Origin of the sequence: Sphingomonas trueperi (assembly GCF_040545665.1) — a bacterium.
Lineage (GTDB): Bacteria > Pseudomonadota > Alphaproteobacteria > Sphingomonadales > Sphingomonadaceae > Sphingomonas > Sphingomonas trueperi_B.
In genome coordinates, this window is sequence record NZ_JBEPMH010000001.1 from 55,575 (window position 1) to 82,234 (window position 26,660).

A 26,660-nucleotide genomic window follows, 5' to 3' on the forward strand; every position below is an offset into this window, starting at 1 on the left:
GTTACTCTCTATCTCCCCGGCGGATCGGGTTTTCTGTTGTGTTTTTGGGGTGTTGGCGGGTCGATTCCCGCGCGATGACGATCGGCGCACGCCATTCGAGCGTGTCGTCCGGGGCGCCATCGATCAGTCCGGCGAGGCGCACCACGGCACGCGCGCCGAATTCGGCAATGTCGATGCTGGCGGTGGTGAGCGCCGGCGAGATCAGGCGGGTTAGCGGGATGTTGTCGAACCCAGCCACCGCCACCTGCTCGGGCACCGCGACGCCCGCGCGCTTGAGCGCCATCAGCGCGCCCACCGCCATCATGTCGTTGGCGGCGAACACCGCATCATAATCGGCGCGCTCGGCCTGGAGGGTGGCGATGGCGGCGGTGCCCGAATCCTCAAGGAAGTCGCCGGCGATCACCCGCAGCTCGAGTCCAAGCCGCGCACAGGCCTCGCGGGTGCCCTGCAGACGTTCGCGCGCATCGATATTGTCGTCGGGGCCGGCGATATGGACGATCCGGCGGCAGCCGCCTTGGGCGAGATGCTCCACGACCGCGACCGCTCCGGCAACGTTGTCGACGCGCAGTTCGGGACGCACGCCCTCGTGCGGCGCGCAGTTGACCAGCACCGAGGGCATCGTGCGCGGCAGATGCTGGAACAGCTCGTCCGAGGTGATTTGCGGCGCCATCACTACCAGTCCGTCGACCCGGCCGCGCATCGCATGCAGCGCGGTGACGCCGCGATCGGCCTCGCCGTGCATCACCATCAGCAGCAGGTGGAGGCCGAGTTCGGAGGCCTGGCGGTCCATGCCGCGGAGCAGTTCGGAGAAGAACTCGCCGTGGAGGTCCGGCACGACCACGCCGATCGTCGAGGAGCGGGCGAGGCTCAGGTTGCGCGCGCCGGCATGCGGCACATAGCCGAGTCGATTGGCGACCTCGCGGATATGATCGCGCAGTTCGGGACGGATGTTGGTTGCGCCGTTGAGCGCACGCGACACCGACGCGACCGACACCGACGCTTCCCGCGCGACATCACGGATCGTTGCGTTCGGCATGGCGGTCTTCGTCCCCTCCTGGGTCTTGGGTTGCGACGGCTTGTTTGCCGGTCTTGGCGTCAAGCTCTTGATGTAACCGGTTACATGAAGCAATAGCGGGTTGCAAGATTGTTGATGCGGTGGCCGATGTAGGGCCACGCTGTGGGAGGAAACGCGTGAAGGACGGCCATATTTCCAGGCGTGCGGTATTGATCGGGGCGAGCGCGGCGGCGGCCTGGGCGGCAAGCCCGGCGCGCGCGATGCTGCTCCAGGCGGGAGCGAAGAAACTGCCCGCCGCGGTCGAGTCGCTGCTCGCCAAGATGACCGTCGAGGAGAAGGCCGGGCAGCTCACGCTGATGGCTGCCGCCTGGTCGGGCGGGGCGGCGGTGACGCTCAACCCGGCGGGTGCGTCATCGAACTTCGACGGGCAGCTGGGCGAGGTGCGCGCCGGGCGGCTGACCGGCGTGTTCAACGGCAACGGCGCGGCGATGGCCAAGCGGATGCAGACCGTGGCGACGCGCGAATCGCGGCTCAAGATCCCGCTGCTGTTCGCCGCCGACGTGATTCACGGCTTCCGCACCGTCTTCCCGGTGCCGATGGGCGAGGCGGCGAGCTTCGATCCCGATCTCGCCGAGCGCACCGCGCGGGTCGCGGCGGTGGAGGCGGCGGCCGCCGGCATCGACTGGACCTTCGCGCCGATGGTCGACATCACCCGCGATGCCCGCTGGGGCCGCAGCGTGGAAGGCGCGGGCGAGGACGTGCTGCTCGGCAAGCTGATCGCCGCGGCGCGGGTGCGCGGCTTCCAGGGCGCCAAGGGGCTCGAGGCGGCGGACGCGGTCGCCGCCTGCGCCAAGCATTTCGCCGCCTATGGCGCGGTGGAGGCGGGGCTCGACTACAACACCGTCGACATTTCCGAGCGGACGCTGCGCGAAACCTATTTCCCGCCCTTCGAGGCGGCGCTCGCGGCCGGCGCGCCGACGGTGATGGCCTCGTTCAACGAGCTGTCCGGCATCCCCGCCACCGCCAACGAATGGCTGCTGACCGAAGTGCTGCGCCGCGAATGGGGCTTCGACGGCTTGGTCGTATCCGACTACACCGCCGACGAGGAACTGATCGCGCATGGCTTCGCGGCGGACGCGCGCGAGGCGACGAAGCTCGCCTTTATGGCCGGCGTCGACATGAGTATGCAGAGCGGCTTCTACATCAAGCACCTGCCGGATCTGATCGCCAAGGGCGAAGTGCCGATGGCGCGGCTCGACGAGGCAGTGCGGCGGGTGCTGGCGCTGAAGGTGCAGCTCGGCCTGTTCGACGATCCGTTCCGCCGCATCGATCCGGCGCGCGAGAAGGCCCGGGTGCGCACCCGCGCCAACCTCGCGCTCGCCCGCGAGGCGGGGTCGCGCTCAATTGTGATGCTGAAGAATGAAGGCGGCCTGCTGCCGCTGCCGCGTTCGGGCAAGAAGATCGCGTTGATCGGGCCTTTCGCCAGCGGGCTCCATGACCTGATCGGCACCTGGAACGTCTATGGCACCGATGCCGAGGCGGTCGATCTCGCGACCGGCGTCAAGGCGCTGGTCAAGGATCCGTCGCTGGTGAGCGTTACCGAGGGCGCCGGGCTCGACTGCCCGATCCCGGGCGGGATCGAGGCGGCGGTGGCCGCGGCGCAGGCCGCCGACGTGGTGGTGCTGGCGGTGGGCGAGCATGCCCGCATGTCGGGCGAGGCGCAGTCGCGTTCCGCGATCGTCGTGCCCCCGGCGCAGATGGCGCTGGCCGAGGCGGTGGCGGCGACCGGCAAGCCGTTGGTGGTGCTGCTCCGCAACGGCCGCGCGCTGGCGCTGGAGGGCGCGGTGCTCAAGGCGCCGGCGATCCTCGTCACCTGGTTCCTGGGTTCCGAGGATGGCCCCGCCATCGCCGACGTGCTGTTCGGCGTGGTCAGCCCCTCCGCGCGGCTGCCGGTCTCGTTCCCGCAGGCGACGGGGCAGGAGCCGTACCACTATGACCACAAGCCGACCGGCCGCCCCAACCCGGCAGGTCCGCTGCAGGAATATAAGACGCATTACCGCGAGTTTCCGAACCAGGCGCTGTTCCCGTTCGGCCATGGGCTCACCTATGGCGAGATCGCGTACAGCGACCTCGATCTCGGCGGCGGCAGGCTGACGGCGGACGGCAAGCTCGTCGTCTCGGCGACCATCGCCAACAGCGGGTCGCGTGCGGCCGAGGAAGTGGTGCAGCTATATATCCGCGACGTGGCGGCGAGCGTCACCCGACCGGTGCGCGAATTGAAGGCGTTCCGCCGCGTCGCGCTCAAGCCGGGCGAGCGCAAGCAGGTGCAGTTCACGCTCACCCGCGCCGACCTGCTGTTCATCGGCCAGGCGCTCAAGCCGACGGTGGAACCCGGCAAGTTCCAGCTCTGGATTGCACCGTCCGCGGAGGCGGAAGGCGTGTCCGGCAGCTTCGAGCTGATCTAGCTATAGCATTGGCAGCGTATCCTCCCCCGCCAGGGGGAGGTGGCCCGCGAAAGCGGGTCGGAGGGGGAGGAAGCACGACGGTCGTGAGGTTCTGGCATCCTCCCCCTCCGTCGCCTTCGGCGCCACCTCCCCCTGGCGGGGGAGGATAGGTCAGGCCAGCGTATCCCGCCTGAGCGGCAGCGCCAGCACCGCCGCCAGCGCGCCGAGCAGCAGCACCGCCGGCCCCGCCAGCATCAGCCAGCGGATCGCCGCCAGGCTCGCCGCCCCTTGCGGCGCCCCCGCGACGAAGCCGCTGGCCTGGTAGATTGCCCCGATCGCGAACCCTGCCGCCGCCAGCGCCGCCTTCTGGGCAAGCGCGAAGGTGCCGAAGGCGATCGCTTCCACCCGCACGCCGCTTCGCGCCGCACCCCAGTCGACGCTGTCGGGCAGCAAGGTCCAGGCGGCGAGCCCGAACCCTGCGAACGCGATCTGCATGCCGAGCAGGAACAGCGTCGCCGCGCCGACGCCGGGCGTGGGCAGCAGCACGAAGCAGGCGGGCAGGGCGAGCGCCAGCCCGCACGCCGCCAGCCATGCAGCCCGCGCCCCGGCCCGCCGCGCGGCGATCGTCCAGAGCGGCGTCGCGACGAGGCTGGCGAATGCCATCGCCGCCAACGCCTGCGGCCCGGCGGGATCGTCGGCGAGCACATAGCGGAAGAAATAGAGCACCGATTGCGTCGTCAGCGCCGCCGCCGCCGCACCCGCCGCCGCCGCGAGGTTGAGCGCGACGAACGCACGGTTGCGCGCGAGCAGCACCAGCGCCGGGCCGATCGCCGGACGGGTCGCCGCGTCCTCCGATGGCCGGCGCTCGGGCACCTTCCACGCGATCGCCAGCAGCAGCGGCACGCCGAGCGCCGCGAGCAGCGCGCTTGCCGCGCCGTAGCTCCCCAGCGTCCGCACCAGCCCTGGTAGCGTCCCCGCGACAAGCGTGGCGGCGACCGCGCCGAAGATCATCCGCAGCCCGGCGAGCAGCGACCGCTCGGCGCTGGTGCCCGCCAGCCGGGTCGTCCACGCCGAATAGGGAATGTTGGTGAAGGCGTAGAGCGTGCGGAAGCCGAGCTGCGCGGCCAGCGCCGTCGCCCAGCCGCCCACCGGCACCGCGAACATCGCGACGAAGGCGAGCCCCAGCGGCACGGCGCCCCAGCCGATCAGCCAGCGATAGGGTCGCCGCATCCGCTCGGCGACCACGCCCGCGACGAAGTCCGCCGCACCGTCCCAGGTCGCGCCGACCAGGAACAGCGTGCCGGCCAGCGCCGGGGCCAGCCGCAGCGTGTCGATATAGAAGAACAGCAGGTAGAGATTGACCGCCTGCCAGTAGAGATTGAACGCGAAGTCGCCCGCGCCGAACAGTAGCAGTGCGGTGCGGGATGCCGGGGCGGGCGGGGTCATCGAGGCAAGGGCTGCGCGAGCATCCGCCTCGTCTTAGCGCCCGGCCTGCGCCTGTCCACGGGACGGATTCAGAAGAAGCGCGGGATCGGTCCCAGCTGTGCGGTCTGGTCGGGCAGGTCTACCTCGATGCCGTCGGCATAGCACCAGCCCCAGCCTTCGGGCGGGTCATAGCCTTCCATGATTGGGTGGCCGGTCTCGTGGAAATGCGCGGTGGCATGGCGGTTGGGCGATTGGTCGCAGCAGCCGACATGGCCGCACTCGCGACACAGCCTAAGATGCACCCACCAGCTCCCGGTCTTGAGGCACTCCTCGCACCCTTTGGCGCTGGGCGTGACTTCGCGGACCGTTTCCGAATTCATGTGCGAGCAGCGGGTCATGGCGATCTCCTTGAACGAGGGTCTAGCGTAGGCCCAGCGCAGGGTCGCCTGTACGTGAGGATGGGGACGCAAAAAGGGGCCGCACCGATGGTGCGACCCCATTTTACGCGGCTTGCTGTCTACTTAGCGGCGAGCGTCGAGGCTCCAGCCGCCGGCGCCGAACGCGACGACCTGCAGCAGGCCGCCGGCCATCGCGATGTTCTTGAAGAAGTGGATGAACTGGTTCTGGTCCCCCAGCGCCGAATGGAAGGCGAGCGCGGTCGCGACCGAGAAGGCGGCGAGGATCGCGGCGACGATCCGGGTGCGGTAGCCGAGGATCAGCGCGATGCTGCCGCCCAGCTCGACGAGCAGCGCGATCGCGAAGCCCAGCTGCGGCAGGGGCAGGCCCGACGACGCGATGTAGCCGATCGTGGCAGCCGGCGCGGCGAGCTTCGACAGGCCGCTGAGCAGGAAGATCGCCGCGATGCCGATGCGGCCGACCAGCGGCAGGGCCGACTGTACCTTGGTAGGGGTGGCGGTGTGCGAATAGGGTGCGGTAGCCATGATGTGTCTCCGAATGAGGGCGGGGACCGATCTGCCTCGCCTGGTGACCGGAAGATGGTCCCGGCGAGATGGCCTGAGAACTGGAATAAAGTCGTCCCATACGTTCGACTATATCGAAAAGAGGCTATTCAAGTCTGTCGAACGAAAGCGTCGAAACTATCCGGCTGATCGGAAGTGTGGCGCCGGGCTAGAAACGGCCGAACACAGGAGGTTTCGATGGATCGTACCGCAGCACCCCAACTCAGCCAGACCGAATGGGCCGCCGTCTCGGTCGCCTTCCAGGACGCCGCGGCCTGCGGCTGCAGCGCCGTGGCGGCAACCGAAAAGCCCTCGCTGCTCGGCCGCGTCGCGGACACGCTGTTCGGTGCCCGCCGCCCGACGCCGCTCGCCAACCCGCGGCTGGAGGCGATCCGCCAGTTCGTCTGCACCACGCGCCGCCAGCGCCAGCCCGCCGCGCATCTGGTGCCGGTGCTCGCCGATCATGGCTTCAACCCTGCGCAGATCGAAGCGATCGCACTGCTGGCGATCTGAGGGCCACGACCATGCTGCACGCCACCGCCCATATCGGCGCCGAGGCCATGGAGACGCAGATCCAGGCCGGCAGCCATGCCATCCTCGCCGACGAGCCGCCGAGCAATGGCGGCACCGATGCCGGCCCCGCGCCCTACGAACTGCTGCTCGCCGCGCTCGGCGCCTGCACCGCGATGACGCTGCGCATGTACGCCGACCGCAAGGGCTGGCGGATCGACGCGCTCGATGTCGACCTGCGGATCCTCGGCAAGCCCGAGGAGCGCCACATCCGACGCGTGCTGACGATCGCCGGTCCCGACGCGGCCGCCAAGGCACGGCTCGCCGAGATCGCCGAGCGCACCCCAGTGACGCTGACCCTCAAGCAGGGTATCGCGATCGAGACCAAACTGGCGGAGCAGACGGCATGAGCAGCGAAGTGGCCTTGGACGCGATCGCGCGCGATACCGGCGCGGGCAAGTTCCAGGTGGCGGTGCAGGTCGCGGGCGTGGCGCTGATGCTCGACGAGCCGGTGTCGGTCGGCGGCATGGGGACGGGGCCGACGCCCTATCAGATGCTCGCCTCGGCGCTCGCCGCCTGCACGACGATGACGCTGCGGGTCTACGCGCTGCAGAAGGGCTGGCCGGTCACCGGCATCCGCACGCTTGCCGGGCATCAGCGCCAGGCAGGCGTCCAGCCGGCCGACCTGTTCACCCGTCGCATCGAGATCGAGGGCGACCTGGACGACACGCAGCGCGCCCGGTTGCTCGAGATCGCCGATCGATGCCCGGTGCACCGCACGCTCACCGGTGGCGCGCGCGTCGAGACCGAACTCGCCGACGCCGCGGCGCCCACTGAGCCGGCCGCCGCGCATGCCGCCGATCTGGAGCATGCGATCCGCGACGCCTGAGGCTTGTGTATCGAAACATTTCCGACATGCCATCGTTAGGCCCTCCAATAGCTTCGGGGGGACGACATGGTACGCACTGCACGGATATTGGGACTTACGACGGCGCTGCTCGCGGCCGGCAATGCCTTTGCCGACGACGATCCGCGCTTCTGCCCGACCCGCCCGAGCATCGGCGGGTCGAGCTGCACCACCGAGCCGGGCCGCGTCCATGTCGAGGCGTCGTTCGTCGACTGGGAGCGCGACGACACCGCCGACCAGCGCGAGGACCGGATCGTCGCCGCCGATCTGCTGGTGCGCGCAGGCGTGGGCTCCAAGACCGAGGTGCAGCTGGGCTGGACCGGCTATGGCCACGACCGCACCCGCGACAAGGCGAGCGGTGCGATCGATTCCGTGGGCGGCACCGGGGATTTGCGCTTCGCGATCCGCCAGCACCTCGCGGGCGAGAAGGGCAAGCCCTTCTCCGCGGGCGTGGAGGGGTTCGTGACCGCGCCGACCGGCAAGTCGCCGATCGGCGACGGCACCTGGTCCGCCGGCGCGATCGTGCCGGTGCAATATGACCTGACCGAGAAGCTCGCCATCGCCTTCACCGGCGAGGCCGACGCCGCCGCCAACGAGAGCGGGCAGGGCCGGCACTTCGCCTACAGCGGCATCACCAGCCTGCGCTACAAGCTCAGCGAGAAGGTGACGACGACGGCGGAGCTCTCGCTGGAGCGCGACAATGATCCCCAGGGGCACGAGACCCATGCGCTCGCCGCGCTGTCGACGGCGTGGCGTCCGACCAAGGTGCTGCAGCTCGACCTGCTCGCGGTGGCGGGGCTGAACCACGACTCCCCGGACGTGCGGCTGGTCGCGGGCGGGGCGGTACTGTTCTAGCAGGTGGACGCGGCGGGGCCGGGGGCTGTTTTGCCCTACCTGTCGTCATTCAAATCATGCTTCCCGCTTGTAGCTTACGAAAGCCGCTGCGCGCTCGATGGATCTCTTATCCCCGCTATACTACCGTGTCGGCGGATAGGGGTTGGGCCAGCGCCGGGTACTCCTTGTGGCGAACAGGAGTTTCGATGAATTTAGAAGAGCTTAGGTCGACGTTGCGGGGGGTCGGTATAATCATAGCGCAGGGCCACATCCCGCATTTTGCGACCGAAAGTCCCATCCAGCTGGATAGCCTCGTAGCCATCGGCTCGTGCAGCATCGGAGCTTTCACCTATGGGGCGAACCTGTTCCTTCACTATGCGGACGTCGGAAGATACTGCTCTATCGGTCCCGATGTCTGTATCGGGCTCGGTAATCACCGGACGGACCTCTTCAGCACACACCCGCTTGCCGTAAAGGGCGGCAGTCAGTTTACCTGGCACCATCAGTTCGGAGTGATGCGCAACAGTTTGAACGAACCAGTTGAAGCCGGGCCCGGTCTCCCGAGAACGACCATCGGCAACGATGTCTGGATCGGGCGTGGCGCCCTCATCAATGACAATGTCACCGTCGGCAATGGTGCGATCATAGGTGCGGGTGCTGTCGTCACTCGTGACGTACCAGACTATGCGGTTGTCGTTGGCGCGCCAGCGAAGATCGTTCGCTATAGGTTTGACGACGACCTCATAGAGAGGTTCCTACGCCTACGCTGGTGGGACCTTGATCTATCCGCGCTGAGCGCGGTCCCGGTGGAGCCAGACGCGTTCCTGGCCGCACTCGAAAACGCGTTGCGCTTGAAAGAGGTGGCAAGGTTGCCAACGGAATCGGTGAATATCGGCCCAGGTTGAAGAGCGCGAAGTATTGAAGGCCGGCATCCGTAGGCGTCGGATTATACCCTCTGTTGGTGATCAGCTGACCGCGTTACTGGCTCACGCGCCTTTCATGCCATCCCAACCTGCCCGTGTGCGCGGGCGAAACGTCCTAGACTCCCTGAACTTCGGACGATGACACCATCTCGCGCGGCGGTTCTCCATCATCTAAGCCTCGCCCAGGCCCTCCAGGTCCACGTCCTCGCGGCCGACGTCCACGAACCGCGCGCGCAGCCACGACGCCGCCGGGCCAGGTGGCACGTCCCGTCGCCAGATCGCGCCGAACCGGTACATGCCGCCGGGGCTTTCCGGCATCGCTAGCCGTACCAGCGTGCCCGCGACGAGGTCCGGCTCGATCAGCGGCAGCGGCATGTTGCCCCAGCCGATGCCTTCGCGGAGCAGCGCGTGCTTGGCGCCGAGATCGGCCAGCCGCCAGGTGCGCGGGCTCATCACCGCGAAATCGCGGCCGGCGGTGAGCGGGGAGCGGTCGGAGAGCACGAGCTGGACATGGTCGCGCCCCGCACCGGGCGGGATCGGGTCCATCCGGCCGAGCGGATGGTCGGGGGCGGCAACCGGCACCATCGCCACCGAGCCGGCCGCCTCGCACTCGATGCCGTTCATGCCTTGTGCCAGCGGGCCGGAAATGCCGAGCACCGCCTTGCCGTCCAGCACCAGGCTGGTGATCGCGCCCAGCGCCTCGACGTGGAGGCGCAGCGTCACCGTCGGAAATTCGGCGCGGAAGGCGCGCAGCACTTCGCCCAGTCGCCGGGTGGGCAGCATCACGTCGACGGCGAGGTTCACCTCTGCCTCCAGCCCGTCGAGCAGCCCCTTCACCTTGGCGCGCAGCCCGTCGATGCCCTGCGCCACCGTCCGCGCCTCGGCCAGCACCGCTTCGCCGGCGGTGGTAAGGCGGGGCTTCTTGGTGCCCTCGCGGTCGAACAACAGCACGCCGAGCTGCGCCTCGAGATTGGCGATGCCGTAGCTGATCACCGACACCGCGCGGTTGAGCTGGCGCCCCGCGCCAGCGAAGCTGCCGCTGTCCACCACGGCGAGGAAGATGCGGAGCTGGTCGAAGGTGGGCGTGCCCGGGTTTGACATTTCTATTTCCTGGAACGTTTCGCTTCAACTTATCCGACTGATTGGAGAAGTCGAGCCCGCCTATATCCGGGTCATCGAAGCGGCGCCGAGAGCCGGCGCACCCCCACAGGGAGACCCACAATGATCGAACTTCGCCCCTTTTCCAGCCTCGGCGGTGCAAACCATGGCTGGCTCGACGCCAAGCACCATTTCTCCTTCGCCAACTATTATGATCCGGCCCGCACCAGCTGGGGCAATCTGCGCGTGTGGAACGACGACACGATCGCGCCGCAGAGCGGTTTCCCGCCGCACCCGCACCGCGACATGGAGATCATCACCTATGTCCGCGACGGCGCGATCACGCACCAAGACAATCTGGGCAATCACGGTCGCACCGTCGCCGGCGACGTGCAGGTGATGTCTGCGGGCACCGGGATCGCCCATTCGGAATATAACAAGGAAGACGAGACCACCCGCATCTTCCAGATCTGGATCCAGCCGACCCGCGGCGGCGAGAAGCCGAGTTGGGGCACGCGCCCCTTCCCGAAGACCGATCGCGCCGGCCAGTTCGTGGTGCTGGCGAGCGGCTTCGAGGGCGACGGCGACGCACTGCCGATCCGCACCGATGCCCGCGTGGTGGGGGCGACCCTGCGCGCCGGCGAGACCGCGGAGTACACGCTCGGCAGCGATCGCCGCGCCTATCTGGTGCCCGCCACCGGAGCGGTGGAAATCGACGGCGTGCGGGTCAATGCCCGCGACGGCGCCGCGATCAAGGATGCCGACGTGGTGAAGATCACCGCGATCGAAGACAGCGAGATCGTGATGGTCGACGCGGCCTGAACGAAAGACGGGCGGTACTTCGGTGTCGCCCGCCCTGCTGCTGCGGGACTAAATTGCATTAACTTGTATCATGCTGATTTAAATAGAATTGTTGCCGTGATCTTGGAACGGCATGAAGCGTGGGCGGGTTCTCCCTGTTGACCGCAACAGGGAAACCGTCCTTGACCAACCATGCCGCTACCACGCATTCGAGCAGCAACTTCGCGCTGATCTGCTTTTCGCATCTTCGCTGGAACTTCGTCTTCCAGCGACCCCAGCACCTCATGACCCGCTTTGCGCGCAACATGGACGTGCTGTTCTGGGAAGAGCCGGTCGACGACGACAGCCCGACGCCTTGGCTGGAGTTGCGCGACGAAGGGGCAGGGGTGACCGTGGCGGTGCCCCATCTGCCCGGTAGCATGGGCGGCGATGCGCGAACGGCGGCGCTGCGGGCGCTGCTCGACGAGCATGTCGCGGGCATCGGCGAACAGCTGATCCGCTGGTATTACACGCCGATGATGCTGCCCTTCTCGCGGCATCTCGCGGCCGCCTGTACCGTTTATGACTGCATGGACGAGCTGAAGAACTTCCGCTTCGCCCCGCCCGAGCTGATGCCGCTTGAGCAGGAACTGTTCGGTCTCGCCGATCTCGTCTTCACCGGCGGCTACAGCCTCTACGAAGCCAAGCGCGGCAGCCATGCGTCGGTCCACCCGTTCCCCTCGAGCGTCGATACTGCGCATTTCGCGCAGGCGCGCGCGCTGGTGCAGGATGTCGCCGATCAGGCCGGGCTGCCGCGCCCGAGGCTCGGCTTCTACGGCGTGATCGACGAGCGGATGGACCTGGGGCTGATCGCGGCGATCGCCGATGCGCGGCCCGACTTGACGATCGTGATGGTCGGCCCGGTGGTCAAGATCGATCCCGCCGAACTGCCGCAGCGCGCCAACATCGCCTGGTTGGGCTCGAAGAGCTATGCCGAGCTGCCGCTTTATGCCGGCGGCTGGGACGTTGCGCTGATGCCGTTCGCGATCAACGCGGCGACGCGCTTCATCAGCCCGACCAAGACGCCGGAATATCTCGCGGCAGGCCTGCCGGTGGTATCGACGCCGATCGTCGATGTGATCCGCCACTATGGCGACGTCGCCGGCGTGTTCGTGGCGGAGGGCGCCGCGGCGTTCGTCGATGCCTGCGACCAGGCGCTGGCCTTGCGCCGCACCGGCGACGCCTGGCGGATCGAAGCGGACACGCTGCTCGCCGAGCAGAGCTGGGATCAGGTCGCGGCGCGGATGCTGGGGCTAATCCTGCAGGTCGCCGAGCCGGACCGGCCGCTGCTCAAGCCGGTGCGCAGCGCGCATTACGACTATCTGATCGTCGGCGCGGGCTTCGCCGGATCGGTGATGGCCGAGCGGCTGGCGGCCGATGCCGGCAAGCGCGTGCTGGTGATCGACAAGCGGCCGCACATCGCCGGCAATGCGTTCGATCACAAGGATGAAGCGGGCATCCTGATCCACCAGTACGGCCCGCATATCTTCCACACCAACAGCGCGGATATCTTCGACTATCTCTCGCGCTTCACCGAATGGCGGCCATATGAGCACCGCGTGCTCGCCGAGGTGCGCGGGCAGCTGGTGCCGATCCCGATCAACCGGACGACGCTGAACGCGCTGTTCGGTCTTTCGCTGGAGACCGAGGAGGAGGCCGCCGCCTTCCTCGCCGCGCGCGCCGAGCCGGTGACGGTGATCCGCAGTTCCGAGGACGTGGTAATCTCGGCGGTGGGGCGCGAGCTCTACGAGACCTTCTTCCAGGGCTATACCCGCAAGCAATGGGGGATTGATCCGTCGGAGCTCGACAAGAGCGTCACCGCCCGCGTGCCGACGCGGACCAACACCGACGACCGCTATTTCACCGACCGCTTCCAGGCGATGCCGCGCGACGGCTTCACCGCGATGTTCGCGAGGATGCTCGATCATCCGAACATCGACCTCGAACTGGGCGTGACCTTCGAGGAGGCGAAGCGCCGGTTCAGCTTCGACCAGATCGTCTATACCGGCCCGATCGACGAATATTTCGACTTCCGCTTCGGTAAGCTGCCCTATCGCTCGCTGCGCTTCGAACATGTCCAGGAGGACCGCGAATGGGCGCAGCCGGTGGCCGTGGTGAACTATCCGGACGAGACGGTGCCGTTCACGCGGGTGACCGAGTACAAGCACCTCACCGGCCAGCAGGCGCCGACTACCAGCCTCACCTATGAATATCCGAGCGCGGAAGGGGATCCCTATTACCCGATCCCGCGCCCGGAGAACCAGGCGCTGTTCAAGCGCTATGAAGCGCTGGCCGAGGCGACCAAGGGCGTGCTGTTCGTCGGCCGGCTGGCGACCTATCGCTATTACAACATGGACCAGGTGGTTGGGCAGGCGCTCGCCACCTATCGCCGCCACATCGCCGAAGAACGCGAGGCCCCGCCGCTCACGGCCGCGGCGCTGGCGGAATGAGGGCTGCTGCTTCTTGTCCCCCGCCCGCTTGCGGGAGGGGGATTGGCTGCGGGAGAGGAGAGAGCGTTACGCCGCCTTGGCCGAGCCGTCGGAAGTGTTCGGGCGGTCCTTTCCCGCCTCCACTCCAATGATCGGCCAATGGGGCGCCTTGTCGTCGAGCGTGCGCAACAGACGGAGGAACTCGACCTCGGTGTCGTCATAGGGAACGCCGCCGACGTCAAAGATGTCATGAAACCACTTGTCCTTGAGCCCCGCCAGATTCGGGTTTTCCCAGGCCGCCCAGGGCAGGTGGGTCTGCGTCTTGCCGCGCACCAGGCCCCAGCAGAACGCGCCGACTTGGCGAGCCTTGGCCACCGGCAGGATGGCCTCGAAGGTGCTGCCCGCCGGGCGCGCCATGAACTCGGTGCACCAGATCGGCCGGTCGAACCCGCTCAGCCAATCGATCCGCTGCGCGAAATCCTCGGCGGTGCCATAATTGTGGAACGAGATCACATCGGACAGGCCGGTCTGCGCCTGCTGCAGCGGCGTGAGCAGCTCGGGCGAGGACCAGTCGCCCAGCCAGATGCCGCTGGTCAGCGGCTGCACGGGGCGCATGCTGCGTGCCCAGGCGAACGCGTCGACCAGCAGCGGCAGGACGAGGTCGGCCTTGGCGCCGAGCTCGCCTGCGTCGCACAGCGAAACCTCGGGGCCATTGTCCGGCTCGTTCCAGATATCCCAGGCGAGCACGCGGCGATCATTGCGGAAGCGGCCGACCACGCCCTTGATATAGGCTTCGAGCCGAGGCCGTTGGGCAGGATCGCGCAGCGCCGGAATGCCGGGCGACTGCACCCAGCCGGAATTGTGCACGCCCGGCTTGGGCGCGGGCTGCGGGCCCAACGCGGGGTCCGGGTGCCAGCAGGAATCGAACAGGACCAGCATCACCCGGATGCCGTAGCCGTCCGCCACCGCCAGCATCGTTGCGATGCGGTCGAGAAAGCCTTGCGGGTCTTCGGCCCAGAGCAGGTCGTGCAGGTAGACCCGCACCGCGTTCATGCCGACGTCCGCCGCCAGCGCCAGCTCGGCGCGGATCGCTTCGATGTCGAAGGTCGCCGCCTGCCACATCTCGAGCTGGTTGATCGCGTTCGAGGGCGTGAAGTTGCAGCCCATTACCCAGGGCTGCTGCGCATACCACGTCTTCGCTTCGATTTCCGACCAACGGCTGACCATCGCCTCGAACTCCGCCAACACTCGTTCCGACATCGCTGCACAACCCCTGATAACAATGTGGTTTTTATAGGCGGAGAAGTGAATTGCGGTCGTATCCGCTACGCGCTTCCTCGGAGGGGAACGGGGAATTTTTGCGACGAACCGAGCCGCGACGCTAACCCGGGTTGGTCGCGAGCGTCGCTCCTCCAACCATCCGGCAGAGGAGGGCCCCGATGAAACCACTAGAACTTTGGGGCGGTGCTGAGTGCACGGTGAACCGCGTCGGCGATGGATTCCGCGATCAACTGATCGAAACCGGCCATCACGGCCGGCCGGAGGATCTGGATCGCATCGCGGCCCTTGGTGTGCAGGCATTACGCTTCCCGGTGCTATGGGAGCGCGTCTGCCCGGACGATTCGGCGTGCTGTGACTGGGCGTGGAGCGACAGCCGTCTGGCGCGGATCCGCGACCTCGGCATTCGGCCGATCGTCGGGTTGATCCATCATGGCAGCGGCCCTCGGCGCACCGACCTCCTCGATCCCCAGTTCGGCGTGAAACTGGGCGAGTATGCCGCACGCGTCGCCGATCGCTATCCGTGGATCGCCGACTGGACGCCGGTCAACGAGCCGCTGACGACCGCCAGGTTCGCCGCGCTCTATGGGCACTGGTATCCGCACGCCCGGGACGAGGGCAGCTTCTGGCGCGCACTGGTGCATCAGGTAGAAGGCGCGGTTTGCGCCATGGCGGCGGTGCGGCAAGTGCGGCCGGATGCTCGGCTGATCCAGACGGAGGATCTCGGCAAGACCTATGGTACGCCGGCTACCCGGCCCCAGGTCGCCTATGACAATGACCGGCGCTGGATGGGCTGGGACCTGCTGTGCGGCCGCGTCGTCCCCGGCCATGCGCTGTGGGAGCGGCTGGCCGGTTTCGGGCTGGCCGATAAGCTGGAAGCGCTCGCCGGCGCGCCTTGTCCGCCGGATGTGATCGGCATCAACCATTACCTGACGAGCGACCGCTTTCTGGACGAGAATGTCGCGGCCTATCCGCCGGCGATGCGCGGCGGCAACGGCAGCATTGCCTATGTCGATACCGAGGCGGTGCGGGTGCTCGATCCCGCGCCCGCCGGCTTGGCGAACGCGCTTGCAGAGGCCTGGTCGCGCTATCGCATCCCGATTGCGATCAGCGAGGTCCATAACGGCTGCACCCGTGAGGAACAGATGCGCTGGATGCGTGACGCCTGGCAGGATGCCGAGGCCGCGCGCGCCGCAGGCGTCGAAGTACAAGCGGTGACTGCCTGGTCGCTGTTCGGCGCCTCGGGCTGGAACACGCTGCTGACGGCACCGGGACTCTACGAGCCCGGTGTATTCGACATCCGCGGCGGCGGACCGCGCCCCACGGCGATGGTGCCGCTGCTGCAGGCGCTCGTTCGAGGCGGACGGCACGACCACCCCGTGCTCGACGGCAAGGGGTGGTGGCAGCGGGATTTACGCCTGACCCATCAACCCCGGCCGCACCCCTATCCGGGCTCGCGGTGCAGAAGCAGGGGCGGGCCCGGGCGTCCCTTGCTGATCGCCGGCGCGACCGGCACACTCGGGCAGGCACTCGCCCGCAGCTGCGAGGTTCGCGGGCTCGCCTATGTCCTCACCGATCGCGCGGGGCTTGATCTTGGCAACAGCGCCTCGATCTCCGCCGCGCTCGACACGCATCAGCCCTGGGCGGTGATCAACGCGGCGGGCTGGGTGCGTGTCGACGATGCGGAAGACGAGGAAGCGGCGTGCTTCGCTGCCAATTGCCTGGGCGCCACCCAACTCGCAATCGCGGCGTCCGAGCGCGACATCGCGACGGTCAGTTTCTCCAGCGACCTGGTGTTCGACGGCACCTCGGGCAGACCCTATACCGAGGCCGATCCTTGCGGGCCGCTTGGTGCCTACGGCCGTAGCAAGGCGGCGATGGAGGTAGCGATCGGCGGTGTGCCCGGCAGCCACCTGATTGTGCGGACGGCAGCGTTCTTCTCGCCCTGGGACCAGCACAACTTCGCGGTACACGCAATCGAGGCGCTGGCGGTTGGGCGGCGGTTTGCCGCCGCGAAGGATCAAGTCGTCTCCCCCGCCTATGTACCCGATCTTTGCAACGCGGTGCTTGACGAACTGATCGACGGAACGAGCGGCATCCTGCATCTTGTCAACCAGGGAGCGGTAAGCTGGGCGGGCTTCGCTACGTCGGTAGCAGAAGCCTGCGGGCTGCCGGTCCGACTGATCGATGCGGTCCCCGGCGCCGCGCTCGGCTGGAAGGCCGCACGCCCCTGCCATGTGCCGCTCGCCAGTCAGCGTATGCCCTCACTCGAGGCTGCGCTGCAGGCCTTCGCCACCACGCCCGAGGTGCTGGAACGCATCGAGAGAGCGGGGCAGGGGATCGAGGCGCTGCAATCCGCCTGAGCCCGGACCCTCCGGCAAAGCCCCTCTTGCGCTGGGCAGCCGGAGCGCCGATGTAGTCGCGGGCAATACAACAACCACGAGATCATCCCACATGCATCCGCTTTCCGGTCAGATGACCATCGATCCCGTTACCGGCGCACTCGTTCCCATCGTCATCGAGCAGTCGAGCCGCGGCGAGCGCAGCTTCGACATCTATTCGCGCCTGCTGCGGGAGCGGATCGTGTTCGTCACCGGCCAGGTGGAAGACCATATGGCCTCGCTGATCACCGCCCAGCTGCTGTTCCTCGAATCGGAAAATCCGAAGAAGGACATCTGGATGTACATCAATTCGCCGGGCGGCGTCGTCACGGCGGGCATGGCGATCCACGACACGATGCAGTATATCCGTCCGCGCGTCGGCACGGTGTGCATCGGCCAGGCGGCGTCGATGGGTTCGTTCCTGCTGGCCTCGGGCGAGCCGGGCCTGCGCGTGGCGCTGACCAACGCCCGCATCATGCTCCACCAGCCCTCGGGCGGTGCCCAGGGCATGGCGTCGGACATCGAGATCCAGGCCAAGGAAATCCTGCGGATCCGCGCGCGTATGAACGCGCTGTATGCGAAGTATACCGGCCAGCCGATCGAGAAGATCGAGACGACGATGGACCGCGACTCGTTCTTCGAAGCCGAGGAGGCCAAGGCCTTCGGCATCGTCGACGAAGTCTACGAGAAGCGCCCAGTGCCGAGCGAGGATGCGGCAGCGGCAAATTAACACTATATCCCTATCCTCGGCCGCCTGACGATTCCCGGTGCATGGAACGTCGGGCGGGCGGGGCGATTTATGGATTGCCGGAATTTCGCCTGCGTGTAGGATGGCAGGCGAGCGTTACGCGCCCGAGGCGCGAAGGATGGATTGAATGACCAAGCTCAGCGGCGGTGACTCGAAGAGCACGCTCTATTGCTCCTTCTGCGGCAAGAGCCAGCACGAGGTGCGCAAGCTCATCGCCGGCCCGACCGTGTTCATCTGCGATGAGTGCGTCGAGCTGTGCAACGACATCATCCGCGAGGAGACCAAGTCCTCGCTGGTGTCCAAGAAGGACGGGGGCGTCCCCTCGCCGCAGGAAATCTGCGACGTGCTCGACGACTATGTCATCGGCCAGAAGAAGGCGAAGCGCGTCCTCTCGGTCGCGGTGCACAACCACTACAAGCGGCTCAACCACGGCGCCAAGGGTGCCGATGTTGAGCTCGCAAAGTCGAACATCCTGCTCGTCGGCCCTACCGGCTGCGGCAAGACGCTGCTGGCGCAGACGCTGGCGCGCATCCTCGACGTGCCGTTCACCATGGCCGATGCCACCACGCTCACCGAAGCCGGCTATGTCGGCGAGGACGTGGAGAACATCATCCTCAAGCTGCTCCAGGCCTCGGACTATAATGTCGAGCGGGCGCAGCGCGGCATCGTGTACATCGACGAGATCGACAAGATCAGCCGCAAGGCCGAGAATCCGTCGATCACGCGCGACGTGTCGGGCGAGGGCGTGCAGCAGGCGCTGCTCAAGCTGATGGAAGGCACCACCGCGAGCGTTCCGCCACAGGGCGGTCGCAAGCACCCGCAGCAGGAATTCCTGCAGGTGGATACGACCAACATCCTGTTCATCTGTGGCGGCGCCTTTTCGGGCCTCGAGAAGATCATCGGGGATCGTCTGCAGGGCAAGTCGATCGGCTTCGGCGCGCATGTCGCCGCACCCGACGAGCGTCGCACCGGCGAGCTGCTCCGCCAGACCGAGCCGGAGGATCTCCTGAAGTTCGGCCTGATCCCCGAATTCGTCGGCCGTCTGCCGGTGATCGCGACGCTGGAAGACCTCGACGTCGAGGCGCTGATCAAGATCCTGACCGAGCCGAAGAACGCCCTGGTCAAGCAGTATCAGAAGCTGTTCGACATGGAGGCGGTCAAGCTCGGCTTCACCGACGACGCGCTCACCGCCGTCTCGAAGAAGGCGATCGAACGCAAGACCGGCGCCCGCGGCCTCCGCTCGATCCTCGAAGGCATCCTGCTCGACACGATGTTCGACCTGCCCAGCATGGACGGTGTCGACGAGGTCGTGGTCGACAAGGATGTGGTCGAGGGCCGCAAGGAGCCTGTCCGCATCTACGCCAAGAAGGAAAAGGCCGGCAGCGCCGCCTGATCCCGAACGACGGCATCGAACAAAAGGCGCGTGGGTCACCCCGACCCGCGCGCCTTCTTGTTTTTCAGCCATGCACCGGCGCTGGTTCTGTCCGGGTGCCGGTGGATGACTCAGTTGTCGTCGGCGCTTTCCGCATCGTCCAGTTCGGGCGGCCAGTCGAGACCATGCAGCAGCTCGGCGAACGCGTCTTCGAGCTTTGCCGAGCGCGACCAGCTTCCGCGCGCCGCCACCAGCCAGGTGCCGCCGGCGGGGCAGAACAGATAGCTTTCGGAGGTCAAGGGTTGCTCCTTCCCGTCGAGCGTTCCGGTCATGGTGAAGCGGGCGTGATAGGCGACGTCGGGGGTGGCGCCGGAAGGGGAGGGCCACCGGTCCTGCAACGCCAGCTTCACATCGGCATAGCTCCTGGCGACGTTGCGCTCGATCTCGGCAAACGCATCCGCGCAGTGCTGCCCGGGCGGGGCGGGGTAGACGTAGAGAGTCACGAAGCCGAGCTCGCCGCCGCGCCGCAGCGAGTAGCCGGCGCTGACGTCGAGCTGTTCGGCATCATAGCTGTGGATTCGCGTGCGCAGCGCATTGCCGAGCCGCTCCGGGAACACCATGCCGCTGGCGGTGTGCGTCCAGTCGCCGTCGATGCGCAGATCTTCCTGTGCGCTGGCCGGCAGCGCGGCGAGCATCAGGACAGGCCCCAGGATCAGGCCGCGAAGCAGTTTCATTCCTCACCCCAGCAGGTCGTGCGCATCTCATGGTGCGGTCGAAGAGTCGCAGAGCCTTGCGGACGATGCAAGCGGGGGCGTGCCGGTGCGCCCCGCGCGCAGGTCAGAAGAGGCCGGGCACGAAGCGCTTCACGCGGGCGGCATAGGCCTCATATGGGCGGCCGAACCGTGCGCGCAGCAGCGCTTCCTCCTCGACGACCCGGATCCAGGTACCCCAGGCGAACAGCGGCAGTCCCAGGACCAGTCCGCGCCAGTGGCCGAAGGCGGTCGCCATCGCCAGCAGCATCGCGAACAGGCCCGTATAGATCGGGTGCCGGATGGTGGCGAAGGGCCCCCAGGTGACCAGGTCATGGTCGCGCCGGGTGCGGGCGGCGAAGCTCCAGTTGCTGCCCATCGCCGTCGCCGCCGATAGGAACAGGCCGATGCAGGTGCCGACGAAGACCGTCACCACGACCGCCTGGCCGAGCGATGCCGCCGACGCGGCCTGCAGCGTGGGCCGCATCGGGCCGAAGGCGACGAGGAAAAAGCCCGCGCCCTGTAGCCAGATGCCACGGCCCGATCGGCTGCTGATCTGCGCGTCGGCCTCACCGCGGCGGAACCGGCGGAAGCGGAAGAACAGCAGTGCGGCGACGAAACCCGCCAGCCCGATCAGCAACGCAATCAGTGCCGGCACGCCGATCGGCGTGGGTGCGACGATCGCGATCATCGTTCGCGCGCCCAGCGCTGGACCGCGTCCACCGCGTCCGAGCGACGCAGGATATGCGCGTTCGGATCAAGCACGACATGTGCGGCGGCGGGAACGGTCAGCGTAGCGGCGCCGCCGGGCATCGCCACCTTCTGCAGCTTGCCGTCGATCGACACGTCCACCGGAAGCGGGAACGGCCGGTCGGCGCGCGTCTTCCAGCGCAGCGTCAGCCGGTCACCGGCGCGCTCGCTGACCAGCTCGGGCAGGTCGGCCTGGTAGAGATAGACGTCGAAGAACCATTGCAGGTCTTGGCCGGTCACCTGTTTGACGATGCCGATATATTCGGGCGTGGTGCCGAAGCGGGGCGTGAAGTTGCCGGGCTTGGGATCCGGCCGGCCATAGACGATCCGCCGGGTCACCTCGAAGAACTGGTCGTCGCCGATCAGGTAGCGCAGGGTGTGGAGGATCCAGGCGCCCTTGTAATAGATGTCCTGGCCGGGGCCGCCCTTGTCCTCCTCGTACACCTCTTCCTCGGTGCGGATCTTGCCCGCGACGATCGGCGCCTTGTCGCGGATGGCGAGGCGGTACTGGTCCATCATCGCGGCGTAGCGGGCATCGCCCTCGCGCCACTGGCCGTAGAGCGGCTGCATATACTGGGTATAGCCCTCGTGCAGCCAGTAATCGTCCCAGTTGGCAGCGGTCAGCTGGTTGCCGAACCATTCATGGCCAAGCTCGTGCTGGAAGATCTCGTCGAAGCCCGACGGCGTCTTGCGGTAGTTGTTGCCATACGCGTTGATCGTCTGGTGCTCCATGCCCATGTGCGGCGTCTCGACCACGCCGAGCTTCTCGTCGCCCCAGGGGAAGGGGCCGATCATGCTCTCGTAGAAATCGACCGTCGGTGCGAACTCGGCGAACAGCGCCTTGGCCTTGGCTTCACGGCCGGGCAGATACCAATAGTGCAGCGGGAAGCTGTTGCCGAAGCGGCTCTTATACACGGCCGTCAGCTCCTGATAAGGGCCGATGTTGAGCGCGACGTCATAGGGGTTGGGGCTCTTCGCGCGCCAGTGCCAGGTGGTGCGGCCGTCGGCGAGCGTCTCCACCCGCAACAGCTTGCCGTTGGACGGCGCCTTGAGCCCGGCGGGCACGGTGATGTGCAGGTCGACCAGCGCGGGCTCGCCCTGCGGGAAATCGAGGCACGGCCAGAACAGATCGCAGCCATAGCCTTCCGCGGTGGTGGCGATCCAGGGCTTCTTGTCGCCCGGCGTGGTCGCCCAGACGAGGCCGTCGTCCCAGGGCGCGCGCACCGCGACGTGCGGGGTTCCGCCATAGGCGATCTCGGCAACCACCTTGTCGCCGGCCTTGAGCGGGCGGGGCAGGGTGATGAACAGCCGGCCTTCGGGGTTGCGCCACTGCGCGGGCGTCAGGGGCTTGCCGTCGATCGTGATCGCGCTGACCGGCAGGTTGCGGTCGAGGTCGATCTGCAGCTCGCGTTGCGGTGCGCTGGTGCGCAGGGTGAGCGTGGCGGTGCCGTGCAGCGCATAGCTGGCCGGCAGCACCTCGATCGCGAGATCGGCATGGTCGAGCCGCAGCGCCGCGCGCTCCGGCGCGATGGCGCCGCCAGAGGCCTGGGTCGTCGGGGTGATCGGCGGCTCGCCGCGCTTCTGTGCCTGTGCCTGCCCCATCGTCGTCGTGAGCGCGGCCACGGCCATCGCGAATGTCGAAATCTTCAATGCGTCCCCCAAATGGCCCTGTTGTCCCGTTCCACGGGCGAATCGACAGGTGCGGGCATGATAGCGCTGCCGCCGTGCGAGGCGAGAGGCGTAAGAACGCAGCCGAGGGCTGGAGTTTTCCACCGCAATCTGGGTTAATGCCGCCACGCGATTGATGCGCTCGTTCCAGGCCCCATATATAAGGTCTATGGTGCCCCCCGATGGGGGCAGACCCGGAGTTTTCATGAAGCAGTCCTATCCCGTCCTGCCGCTTCGCGACATCGTCGTCTTCCCGCACATGATCGTGCCGCTGTTCGTCGGCCGTGATAAGTCGGTCGCGGCGCTGGAAGCGGCGATGGCTGCCGACAAGGAGATTTTCCTCGTCGCGCAGCTCGATCCGGCCGAGGACGATCCCGGCCGCGAAGACCTCTACGATACAGGCGTTTCCGCCGAAGTGCTCCAGCTGCTCAAGCTGCCCGACGGCACCGTGCGCGTGCTCGTCGCCGGTAAGGAGCGTGGCAACCTGCTCTCCATCGAGGAGACCGGCGCCTATCTCACCGCCCATGTCGAGCCGGTGGAAGCGGGCGATACCGCGCTCGAAGCCGCGCAGGAAGGCGTCGACGAGGCCGTTTCCAATCTGAAGCCCGAGGATCTCAGCCCCGAGCTGAAGGCGCTGATGCGCTCGGTCGTCGAGCAGTTCGAGAATTACGCCAAGCTCAACCGCAAGCTGCCGGCCGAGACCGCCGTCCAGCTGGGCGAGCTGGAAGATCCGTCGCGCCTCGCCGACGCGGTCGCCGCCAACATCTCGGTCAAGGTAGCCGACAAGCAGGCGCTGCTGGTCGAGAACGATCCCCAAAAGCGTCTCGAGATGGTGTTCGCCTTCATGGAGGGCGAGCTGGGCGTGCTGCAGGTCGAGAAGAAGATCCGCAGCCGCGTCAAGCGCCAGATGGAGAAGACGCAGCGCGAATATTATCTCAACGAGCAGCTCAAGGCGATCCAGCGCGAGCTGGGCAATGAGGGCGAAGAGGGCGAGGGCGATGAGGTCGCCGAACTCACCCAAAAGATCGCCACGCTTAAGCTCTCCAAGGAAGCCCGCGCCAAGGCGCAGGGCGAGCTGAAGAAGCTCAAGACGATGGCGCCGATGTCGGCCGAGGCCACCGTCGTGCGCAACTATCTCGACGTGCTGCTGGGCCTGCCCTGGGGCAAGAAGTCCAAGCTGAAGAAGGACATCGCCGAGGCGCAGGGCGTGCTCGACCAGGACCATTATGCCCTGGAGAAGGTGAAGGACCGGATCGTCGAATATCTTGCGGTCCAGGCGCGCACCAACAAGCTGAAGGGGCCGATCCTGTGCCTCGTCGGCCCGCCGGGCGTGGGCAAGACCAGCCTGGGCAAGTCGATCGCCAAGGCGACTGGCCGTGAGTTCATCCGTCAGTCGCTGGGCGGCGTGCGTGACGAGGCCGAGATCCGCGGCCATCGCCGGACCTATATCGGCTCGCTGCCGGGCAAGATCGTGTCGAACCTGAAGAAGGCCGGCACCTCGAACCCGCTGTTCCTGCTCGACGAAATCGACAAGCTCGGCCAGGATTTCCGCGGCGATCCCGCCTCGGCGCTGCTCGAGGTGCTGGATCCGGAGCAGAACAGCAAGTTCAACGACCATTATCTGGAGATCGACATCGATCTTTCGGACGTGATGTTCGTGTGCACGGCCAACTCGCTCAACCTGCCACAGCCTCTGCTCGACCGCATGGAGATCATCCGCCTGGAGGGGTATACCGAGGACGAGAAGGTCGAGATCGCCGAGCGGCATCTGGTCGCCAAGCAGGTCGACGCGCACGGGCTGAAGGACGGCGAGTTCACGCTCACCAACGAGGGCCTGCGCGACCTGATCCGCTATTACACCCGCGAAGCCGGCGTGCGTACGCTGGAGCGCGAGATCGCCAAGCTCGCTCGCAAGAGCCTGCGCAAGATCCTGGAGGGCAAGGAGACCCAGGTCACCATCACCCCCGAGAATCTGGCGGAATATGCCGGTGTCAGGAAGTATCGCTTCGGCGTGGGCGAGGAAGAGCACCAGATCGGTGCGGTCACCGGCCTTGCCTGGACCGAGGTGGGCGGCGAGCTGCTGACCATCGAGAGCGTCACCGTGCCCGGCAAGGGCGCGATCAAGACGACCGGCAAGCTGGGCGACGTGATGAAGGAATCGGTGGAAGCCGCGTTCAGCTTCGTCCGTGCGCGCAGCCCGAGCTACGGCATCAAGCCGAGCCTGTTCGCGCGCAAGGACATCCACGTCCACCTGCCCGAGGGCGCGGTGCCGAAGGATGGTCCGTCGGCGGGTATCGGGCTGGTCACCTCGATCGTCTCTACGCTGACCGGCGTCGCGGTTCGCAAGGACATCGCCATGACCGGCGAAGTGACGCTGCGGGGTCGGGTGCTGCCGATCGGCGGGCTCAAGGAGAAGCTGCTCGCGGCGCTGCGCGGCGGCATCAAGATGGTGCTGATCCCGGAGGAGAATGAGAAGGACCTCGCCGAAATCCCTGCGAACATTCGCGAGGGGCTGGAGATTGTCCCGGTTTCGCACGTCGACGAGGTTTTGCGGCTTGCCTTGACCGAGCCGCTCACTGCAATCGACTGGTCGGATGCCGATGATCTCGCTACCCAGCCGCCCGCCGGGCTGCCGGCGATCGGAGATGCTTTGCATCATTGACATGTCGTAACTTTTCTGACGCAATTCGCGCCGAAAGACTTTGACTCCGGCGGCTCGCCCGTGCTGACTCGCACGCTAGCGCAGCCGCCGCGACTCATTCGGCTATCCAATCCAATCCAACGCGGTATCCCGCACAATATCAGGGGGTTTGCACCAGCATGAACAAGCAAGAGCTGATCGGTCAGGTTGCGGATGTTTCGGGCCTGGCCAAGGGCGACGCGGTGAAAGCCGTCGAAGCGGTGTTCGACGTGATCACCGGCGCGCTCAAGAAGGGCGACGAAGTCCGCCTCGTCGGCTTCGGCACCTTCTCGGTCAGCAAGCGCAAGGCTTCGACCGGCCGCAACCCGCGTACCGGCGAGGAGATGACCATCAAGGCATCGAACCAGCCCAAGTTCAAGCCGGGCAAGGTGCTGAAGGATTCGGTGAACTAAGCACCGAAAATTTGCGGGCAGGGTGCGAAACGGGGCTGGACAGACCGCCAACCGCACCGTAAAGGCCCGCTTCCCGTTTCGGCCGCAGGGGTTTACCCACAGGCCAATGGGCGCGTAGCTCAGTGGTAGAGCACTGTGTTCACACCGCAGGGGTCGCTGGTTCAATCCCAGCCGCGCCCACCATGTAGAGAAGCCCGCCGGACCCCAGGTTCGGCGGGCTTTTTCGTTGCTCGCCCCGCTGGCGCGCGATAGGCGCGGCGCCACAGCCCATGGCCGGTCCTCCGATTGCCGCGCGCGGGCGCGGAAGGAGACGAGGTCGATGTTGTGGGCAGGAGCGACGGTCGCGGCGGCGGCCTTCCAGGTGGCGCGCAACGCCTTCCAGCGCGGCATGATGGCCTCCAGCGGCCCCTGGGGCGCGACGCTGGTGCGCTTCCTGTTCGGGCTGCCCTTCTCGACCGCGCTGATGCTGGGCGCCATCGCCGTGGCGGGGCCGGGCAATCTCCACCCGCATCTCGGCTGGGCCTTCTGGTGGCCGGCGCTGCTCGGCGCACTGGCGCAGGTGCTCGCCACCGCGGCGTTGCTCCAGGCGATGCACCATGCCGGCTTCGCGGTCGGCACCGCGCTCCAGCAGAGCTCGGTGCCGCTGGCCGCGCTGGCGGGCCTGATCGTCTTCGGGGATACGCTGAGTGCGCTGGGCTGGCTGGGCGTGGCGGCGACGACCGCGGGGCTTTCGGTGCTGGTCTGGCCACGCAAGGTGGGCGGGGAGGGGCGACTGCTGCCCGGCGTGGTGTTCGGGACGCTTTCCGGCCTGTTGTTCGGACTCGCCCTCAATGGCTTCCGCCATGCTGGACTCGCGCTGGAGCCGGCGCATCCCTTCTTCGCGGCGATGACCAGCGTCACGCTGGTGCAGGCGGTGCAGACCGTCGGGCTGATCGCCTTCCTGCTGTGGCGCGATCCGGCGGCACTGCGCGCGGTGATTGCGGGATGGCGCGGATCGCTCGGTGCCGGGTTGTTCGGGGCACTGGCCTCGTCCGGCTGGTTCTTCGCGCTCAACCTGGCGCCGGCGGCGGCGGTGCGCTCGCTCGGCGTGGTCGAGATGCCGATCGCCGCGGTGGCCGGGCATCGGCTGTTTCGCGAGGCGCTCAGTGTGCGACAGGCGATCGCCGGGCTGGCCGTTTGCATCGGCGTGGTGCTCACCGCCGGGCTTTGAGTCCTGGCACCCCAAGCGACGCAGGTT

The 26,660-nt window shown here is 67.2% G+C and carries 23 protein-coding genes and 1 tRNA gene; 15 read left to right on the top strand and 9 right to left on the bottom strand.

Going from position 1 to position 26,660, the window contains the following annotated elements; all coding sequences use genetic code 11:
* Position 1: 1 nt before the first annotated feature.
* A complete protein-coding gene (locus ABIC65_RS00265; protein ID WP_354306217.1) occupies positions 2–1,036 on the bottom strand; it encodes a LacI family DNA-binding transcriptional regulator in 1,035 nt (344 codons plus the stop codon).
* Between the two features lie 239 nt (positions 1,037–1,275).
* Between ABIC65_RS00265 and ABIC65_RS00270 the strand changes: the two genes are divergently transcribed.
* On the top strand, positions 1,276–3,480 hold the full coding sequence (locus ABIC65_RS00270; RefSeq protein ID WP_436286706.1) for a glycoside hydrolase family 3 N-terminal domain-containing protein: 2,205 nt from the start codon (positions 1,276–1,278) through the stop codon (positions 3,478–3,480).
* A gap of 150 nt (positions 3,481–3,630) precedes the next feature.
* Here the strand turns inward: ABIC65_RS00270 and ABIC65_RS00275 are convergent, their stop codons facing one another.
* The 3 genes from ABIC65_RS00275 to ABIC65_RS00285 form a co-directional block, all read right to left on the bottom strand.
* Complete coding sequence (locus ABIC65_RS00275; protein ID WP_354306219.1) at positions 3,631–4,905, bottom strand: MFS transporter; 1,275 nt, start codon at positions 4,903–4,905, stop codon at positions 3,631–3,633.
* Between the two features lie 68 nt (positions 4,906–4,973).
* Positions 4,974–5,282, bottom strand: a complete 309-nt coding sequence (locus ABIC65_RS00280; protein WP_354306220.1) for a UBP-type zinc finger domain-containing protein — start codon at positions 5,280–5,282, stop codon at positions 4,974–4,976.
* A 123-nt stretch (positions 5,283–5,405) separates the two neighbouring features.
* Complete coding sequence (locus ABIC65_RS00285; RefSeq protein ID WP_354306221.1) at positions 5,406–5,825, bottom strand: DoxX family protein; 420 nt, start codon at positions 5,823–5,825, stop codon at positions 5,406–5,408.
* 216 nt (positions 5,826–6,041) lie between these two features.
* On the opposite strand from ABIC65_RS00285, the gene ABIC65_RS00290 reads away from it, so the two are divergent.
* From ABIC65_RS00290 to ABIC65_RS00310, 5 genes are all read left to right on the top strand, one after another.
* Positions 6,042–6,356: a hypothetical protein gene (locus ABIC65_RS00290; RefSeq protein ID WP_354306222.1), complete on the top strand. Its 315-nt coding sequence runs from the start codon at positions 6,042–6,044 to the stop codon at positions 6,354–6,356.
* 11 nt (positions 6,357–6,367) lie between these two features.
* Positions 6,368–6,763: an OsmC family protein gene (locus ABIC65_RS00295; RefSeq protein WP_354306223.1), complete on the top strand. Its 396-nt coding sequence runs from the start codon at positions 6,368–6,370 to the stop codon at positions 6,761–6,763.
* Positions 6,760–7,242 (top strand): OsmC family protein, encoded by a 483-nt coding sequence (locus ABIC65_RS00300; RefSeq protein WP_354306224.1) that lies wholly within the window; start codon positions 6,760–6,762, stop codon positions 7,240–7,242. The genes ABIC65_RS00295 and ABIC65_RS00300 overlap by 4 nt, the downstream gene beginning before the upstream one ends.
* A 66-nt stretch (positions 7,243–7,308) precedes the next feature.
* On the top strand, positions 7,309–8,115 hold the full coding sequence (locus tag ABIC65_RS00305) for a transporter (protein ID WP_354306225.1): 807 nt from the start codon (positions 7,309–7,311) through the stop codon (positions 8,113–8,115).
* Positions 8,116–8,300: 185 nt separating this feature from the next.
* Entirely contained in the window at positions 8,301–8,999 is a 699-nt protein-coding gene (locus ABIC65_RS00310) for a CatB-related O-acetyltransferase (RefSeq protein WP_354306226.1), read from the top strand.
* A gap of 189 nt (positions 9,000–9,188) precedes the next feature.
* Here ABIC65_RS00310 and ABIC65_RS00315 read toward each other — a convergent pair whose 3' ends face one another.
* Positions 9,189–10,118 carry a LysR family transcriptional regulator gene (locus ABIC65_RS00315; protein ID WP_354306227.1) on the bottom strand — a complete coding sequence of 310 codons (930 nt, stop codon included), beginning with the start codon at positions 10,116–10,118 and terminating at the stop codon, positions 9,189–9,191.
* Between the two features lie 120 nt (positions 10,119–10,238).
* On the opposite strand from ABIC65_RS00315, the gene ABIC65_RS00320 reads away from it, so the two are divergent.
* Together ABIC65_RS00320 and glf are read left to right on the top strand one after the other, a co-directional pair.
* Entirely contained in the window at positions 10,239–10,937 is a 699-nt protein-coding gene (locus ABIC65_RS00320) for a pirin family protein (protein WP_354306228.1), read from the top strand.
* A 263-nt stretch (positions 10,938–11,200) separates the two neighbouring features.
* Entirely contained in the window at positions 11,201–13,405 is a 2,205-nt protein-coding gene (glf, locus tag ABIC65_RS00325) for a UDP-galactopyranose mutase (RefSeq protein ID WP_436286707.1), read from the top strand.
* A gap of 66 nt (positions 13,406–13,471) precedes the next feature.
* On the opposite strand, the gene ABIC65_RS00330 is transcribed toward glf, so the two are convergent.
* Positions 13,472–14,611 carry a cellulase family glycosylhydrolase gene (locus ABIC65_RS00330; RefSeq protein WP_436286708.1) on the bottom strand — a complete coding sequence of 380 codons (1,140 nt, stop codon included), beginning with the start codon at positions 14,609–14,611 and terminating at the stop codon, positions 13,472–13,474.
* A 212-nt stretch (positions 14,612–14,823) separates the two neighbouring features.
* Here ABIC65_RS00330 and ABIC65_RS00335 point away from each other — a divergent pair, with 212 nt between their 5' ends.
* The 3 genes from ABIC65_RS00335 (at position 14,824) to clpX (ending at position 19,184) form a co-directional block, all read left to right on the top strand.
* On the top strand, positions 14,824–17,025 hold the full coding sequence (locus ABIC65_RS00335; RefSeq protein ID WP_354306231.1) for a family 1 glycosylhydrolase: 2,202 nt from the start codon (positions 14,824–14,826) through the stop codon (positions 17,023–17,025).
* A gap of 91 nt (positions 17,026–17,116) precedes the next feature.
* Positions 17,117–17,773 carry an ATP-dependent Clp protease proteolytic subunit gene (locus tag ABIC65_RS00340; protein WP_010543021.1) on the top strand — a complete coding sequence of 219 codons (657 nt, stop codon included), beginning with the start codon at positions 17,117–17,119 and terminating at the stop codon, positions 17,771–17,773.
* Between the two features lie 145 nt (positions 17,774–17,918).
* On the top strand, positions 17,919–19,184 hold the full coding sequence (gene clpX / locus ABIC65_RS00345) for an ATP-dependent Clp protease ATP-binding subunit ClpX (RefSeq protein ID WP_064311561.1): 1,266 nt from the start codon (positions 17,919–17,921) through the stop codon (positions 19,182–19,184).
* 110 nt (positions 19,185–19,294) lie between these two features.
* On the opposite strand, the gene ABIC65_RS00350 is transcribed toward clpX, so the two are convergent.
* The 3 genes from ABIC65_RS00350 to ABIC65_RS00360 form a co-directional block, all read right to left on the bottom strand.
* Positions 19,295–19,897 (bottom strand): hypothetical protein, encoded by a 603-nt coding sequence (locus tag ABIC65_RS00350; protein WP_354306232.1) that lies wholly within the window; start codon positions 19,895–19,897, stop codon positions 19,295–19,297.
* A gap of 103 nt (positions 19,898–20,000) precedes the next feature.
* A complete protein-coding gene (locus ABIC65_RS00355) occupies positions 20,001–20,603 on the bottom strand; it encodes a methyltransferase family protein (protein ID WP_354306233.1) in 603 nt (200 codons plus the stop codon).
* Positions 20,600–22,291: a M1 family metallopeptidase gene (locus ABIC65_RS00360; RefSeq protein WP_354307742.1), complete on the bottom strand. Its 1,692-nt coding sequence runs from the start codon at positions 22,289–22,291 to the stop codon at positions 20,600–20,602. The genes ABIC65_RS00355 and ABIC65_RS00360 overlap by 4 nt, the downstream gene beginning before the upstream one ends.
* A gap of 244 nt (positions 22,292–22,535) precedes the next feature.
* Here ABIC65_RS00360 and lon point away from each other — a divergent pair, with 244 nt between their 5' ends.
* The 4 genes from lon to ABIC65_RS00380 all read left to right on the top strand — a co-directional run bounded on the left by lon (position 22,536) and on the right by ABIC65_RS00380 (position 26,633).
* Entirely contained in the window at positions 22,536–24,992 is a 2,457-nt protein-coding gene (gene lon / locus ABIC65_RS00365; RefSeq protein ID WP_354306234.1) for an endopeptidase La, read from the top strand.
* A gap of 158 nt (positions 24,993–25,150) precedes the next feature.
* Positions 25,151–25,423 carry an HU family DNA-binding protein gene (locus ABIC65_RS00370; protein WP_064311555.1) on the top strand — a complete coding sequence of 91 codons (273 nt, stop codon included), beginning with the start codon at positions 25,151–25,153 and terminating at the stop codon, positions 25,421–25,423.
* Positions 25,424–25,531: 108 nt separating this feature from the next.
* Positions 25,532–25,606: transfer RNA gene (locus ABIC65_RS00375), tRNA-Val, on the top strand.
* A gap of 136 nt (positions 25,607–25,742) precedes the next feature.
* Positions 25,743–26,633, top strand: coding sequence for a DMT family transporter (locus tag ABIC65_RS00380; RefSeq protein WP_354306235.1), 891 nt, complete (start codon positions 25,743–25,745; stop codon positions 26,631–26,633).
* Positions 26,634–26,660 lie beyond the last annotated feature (27 nt).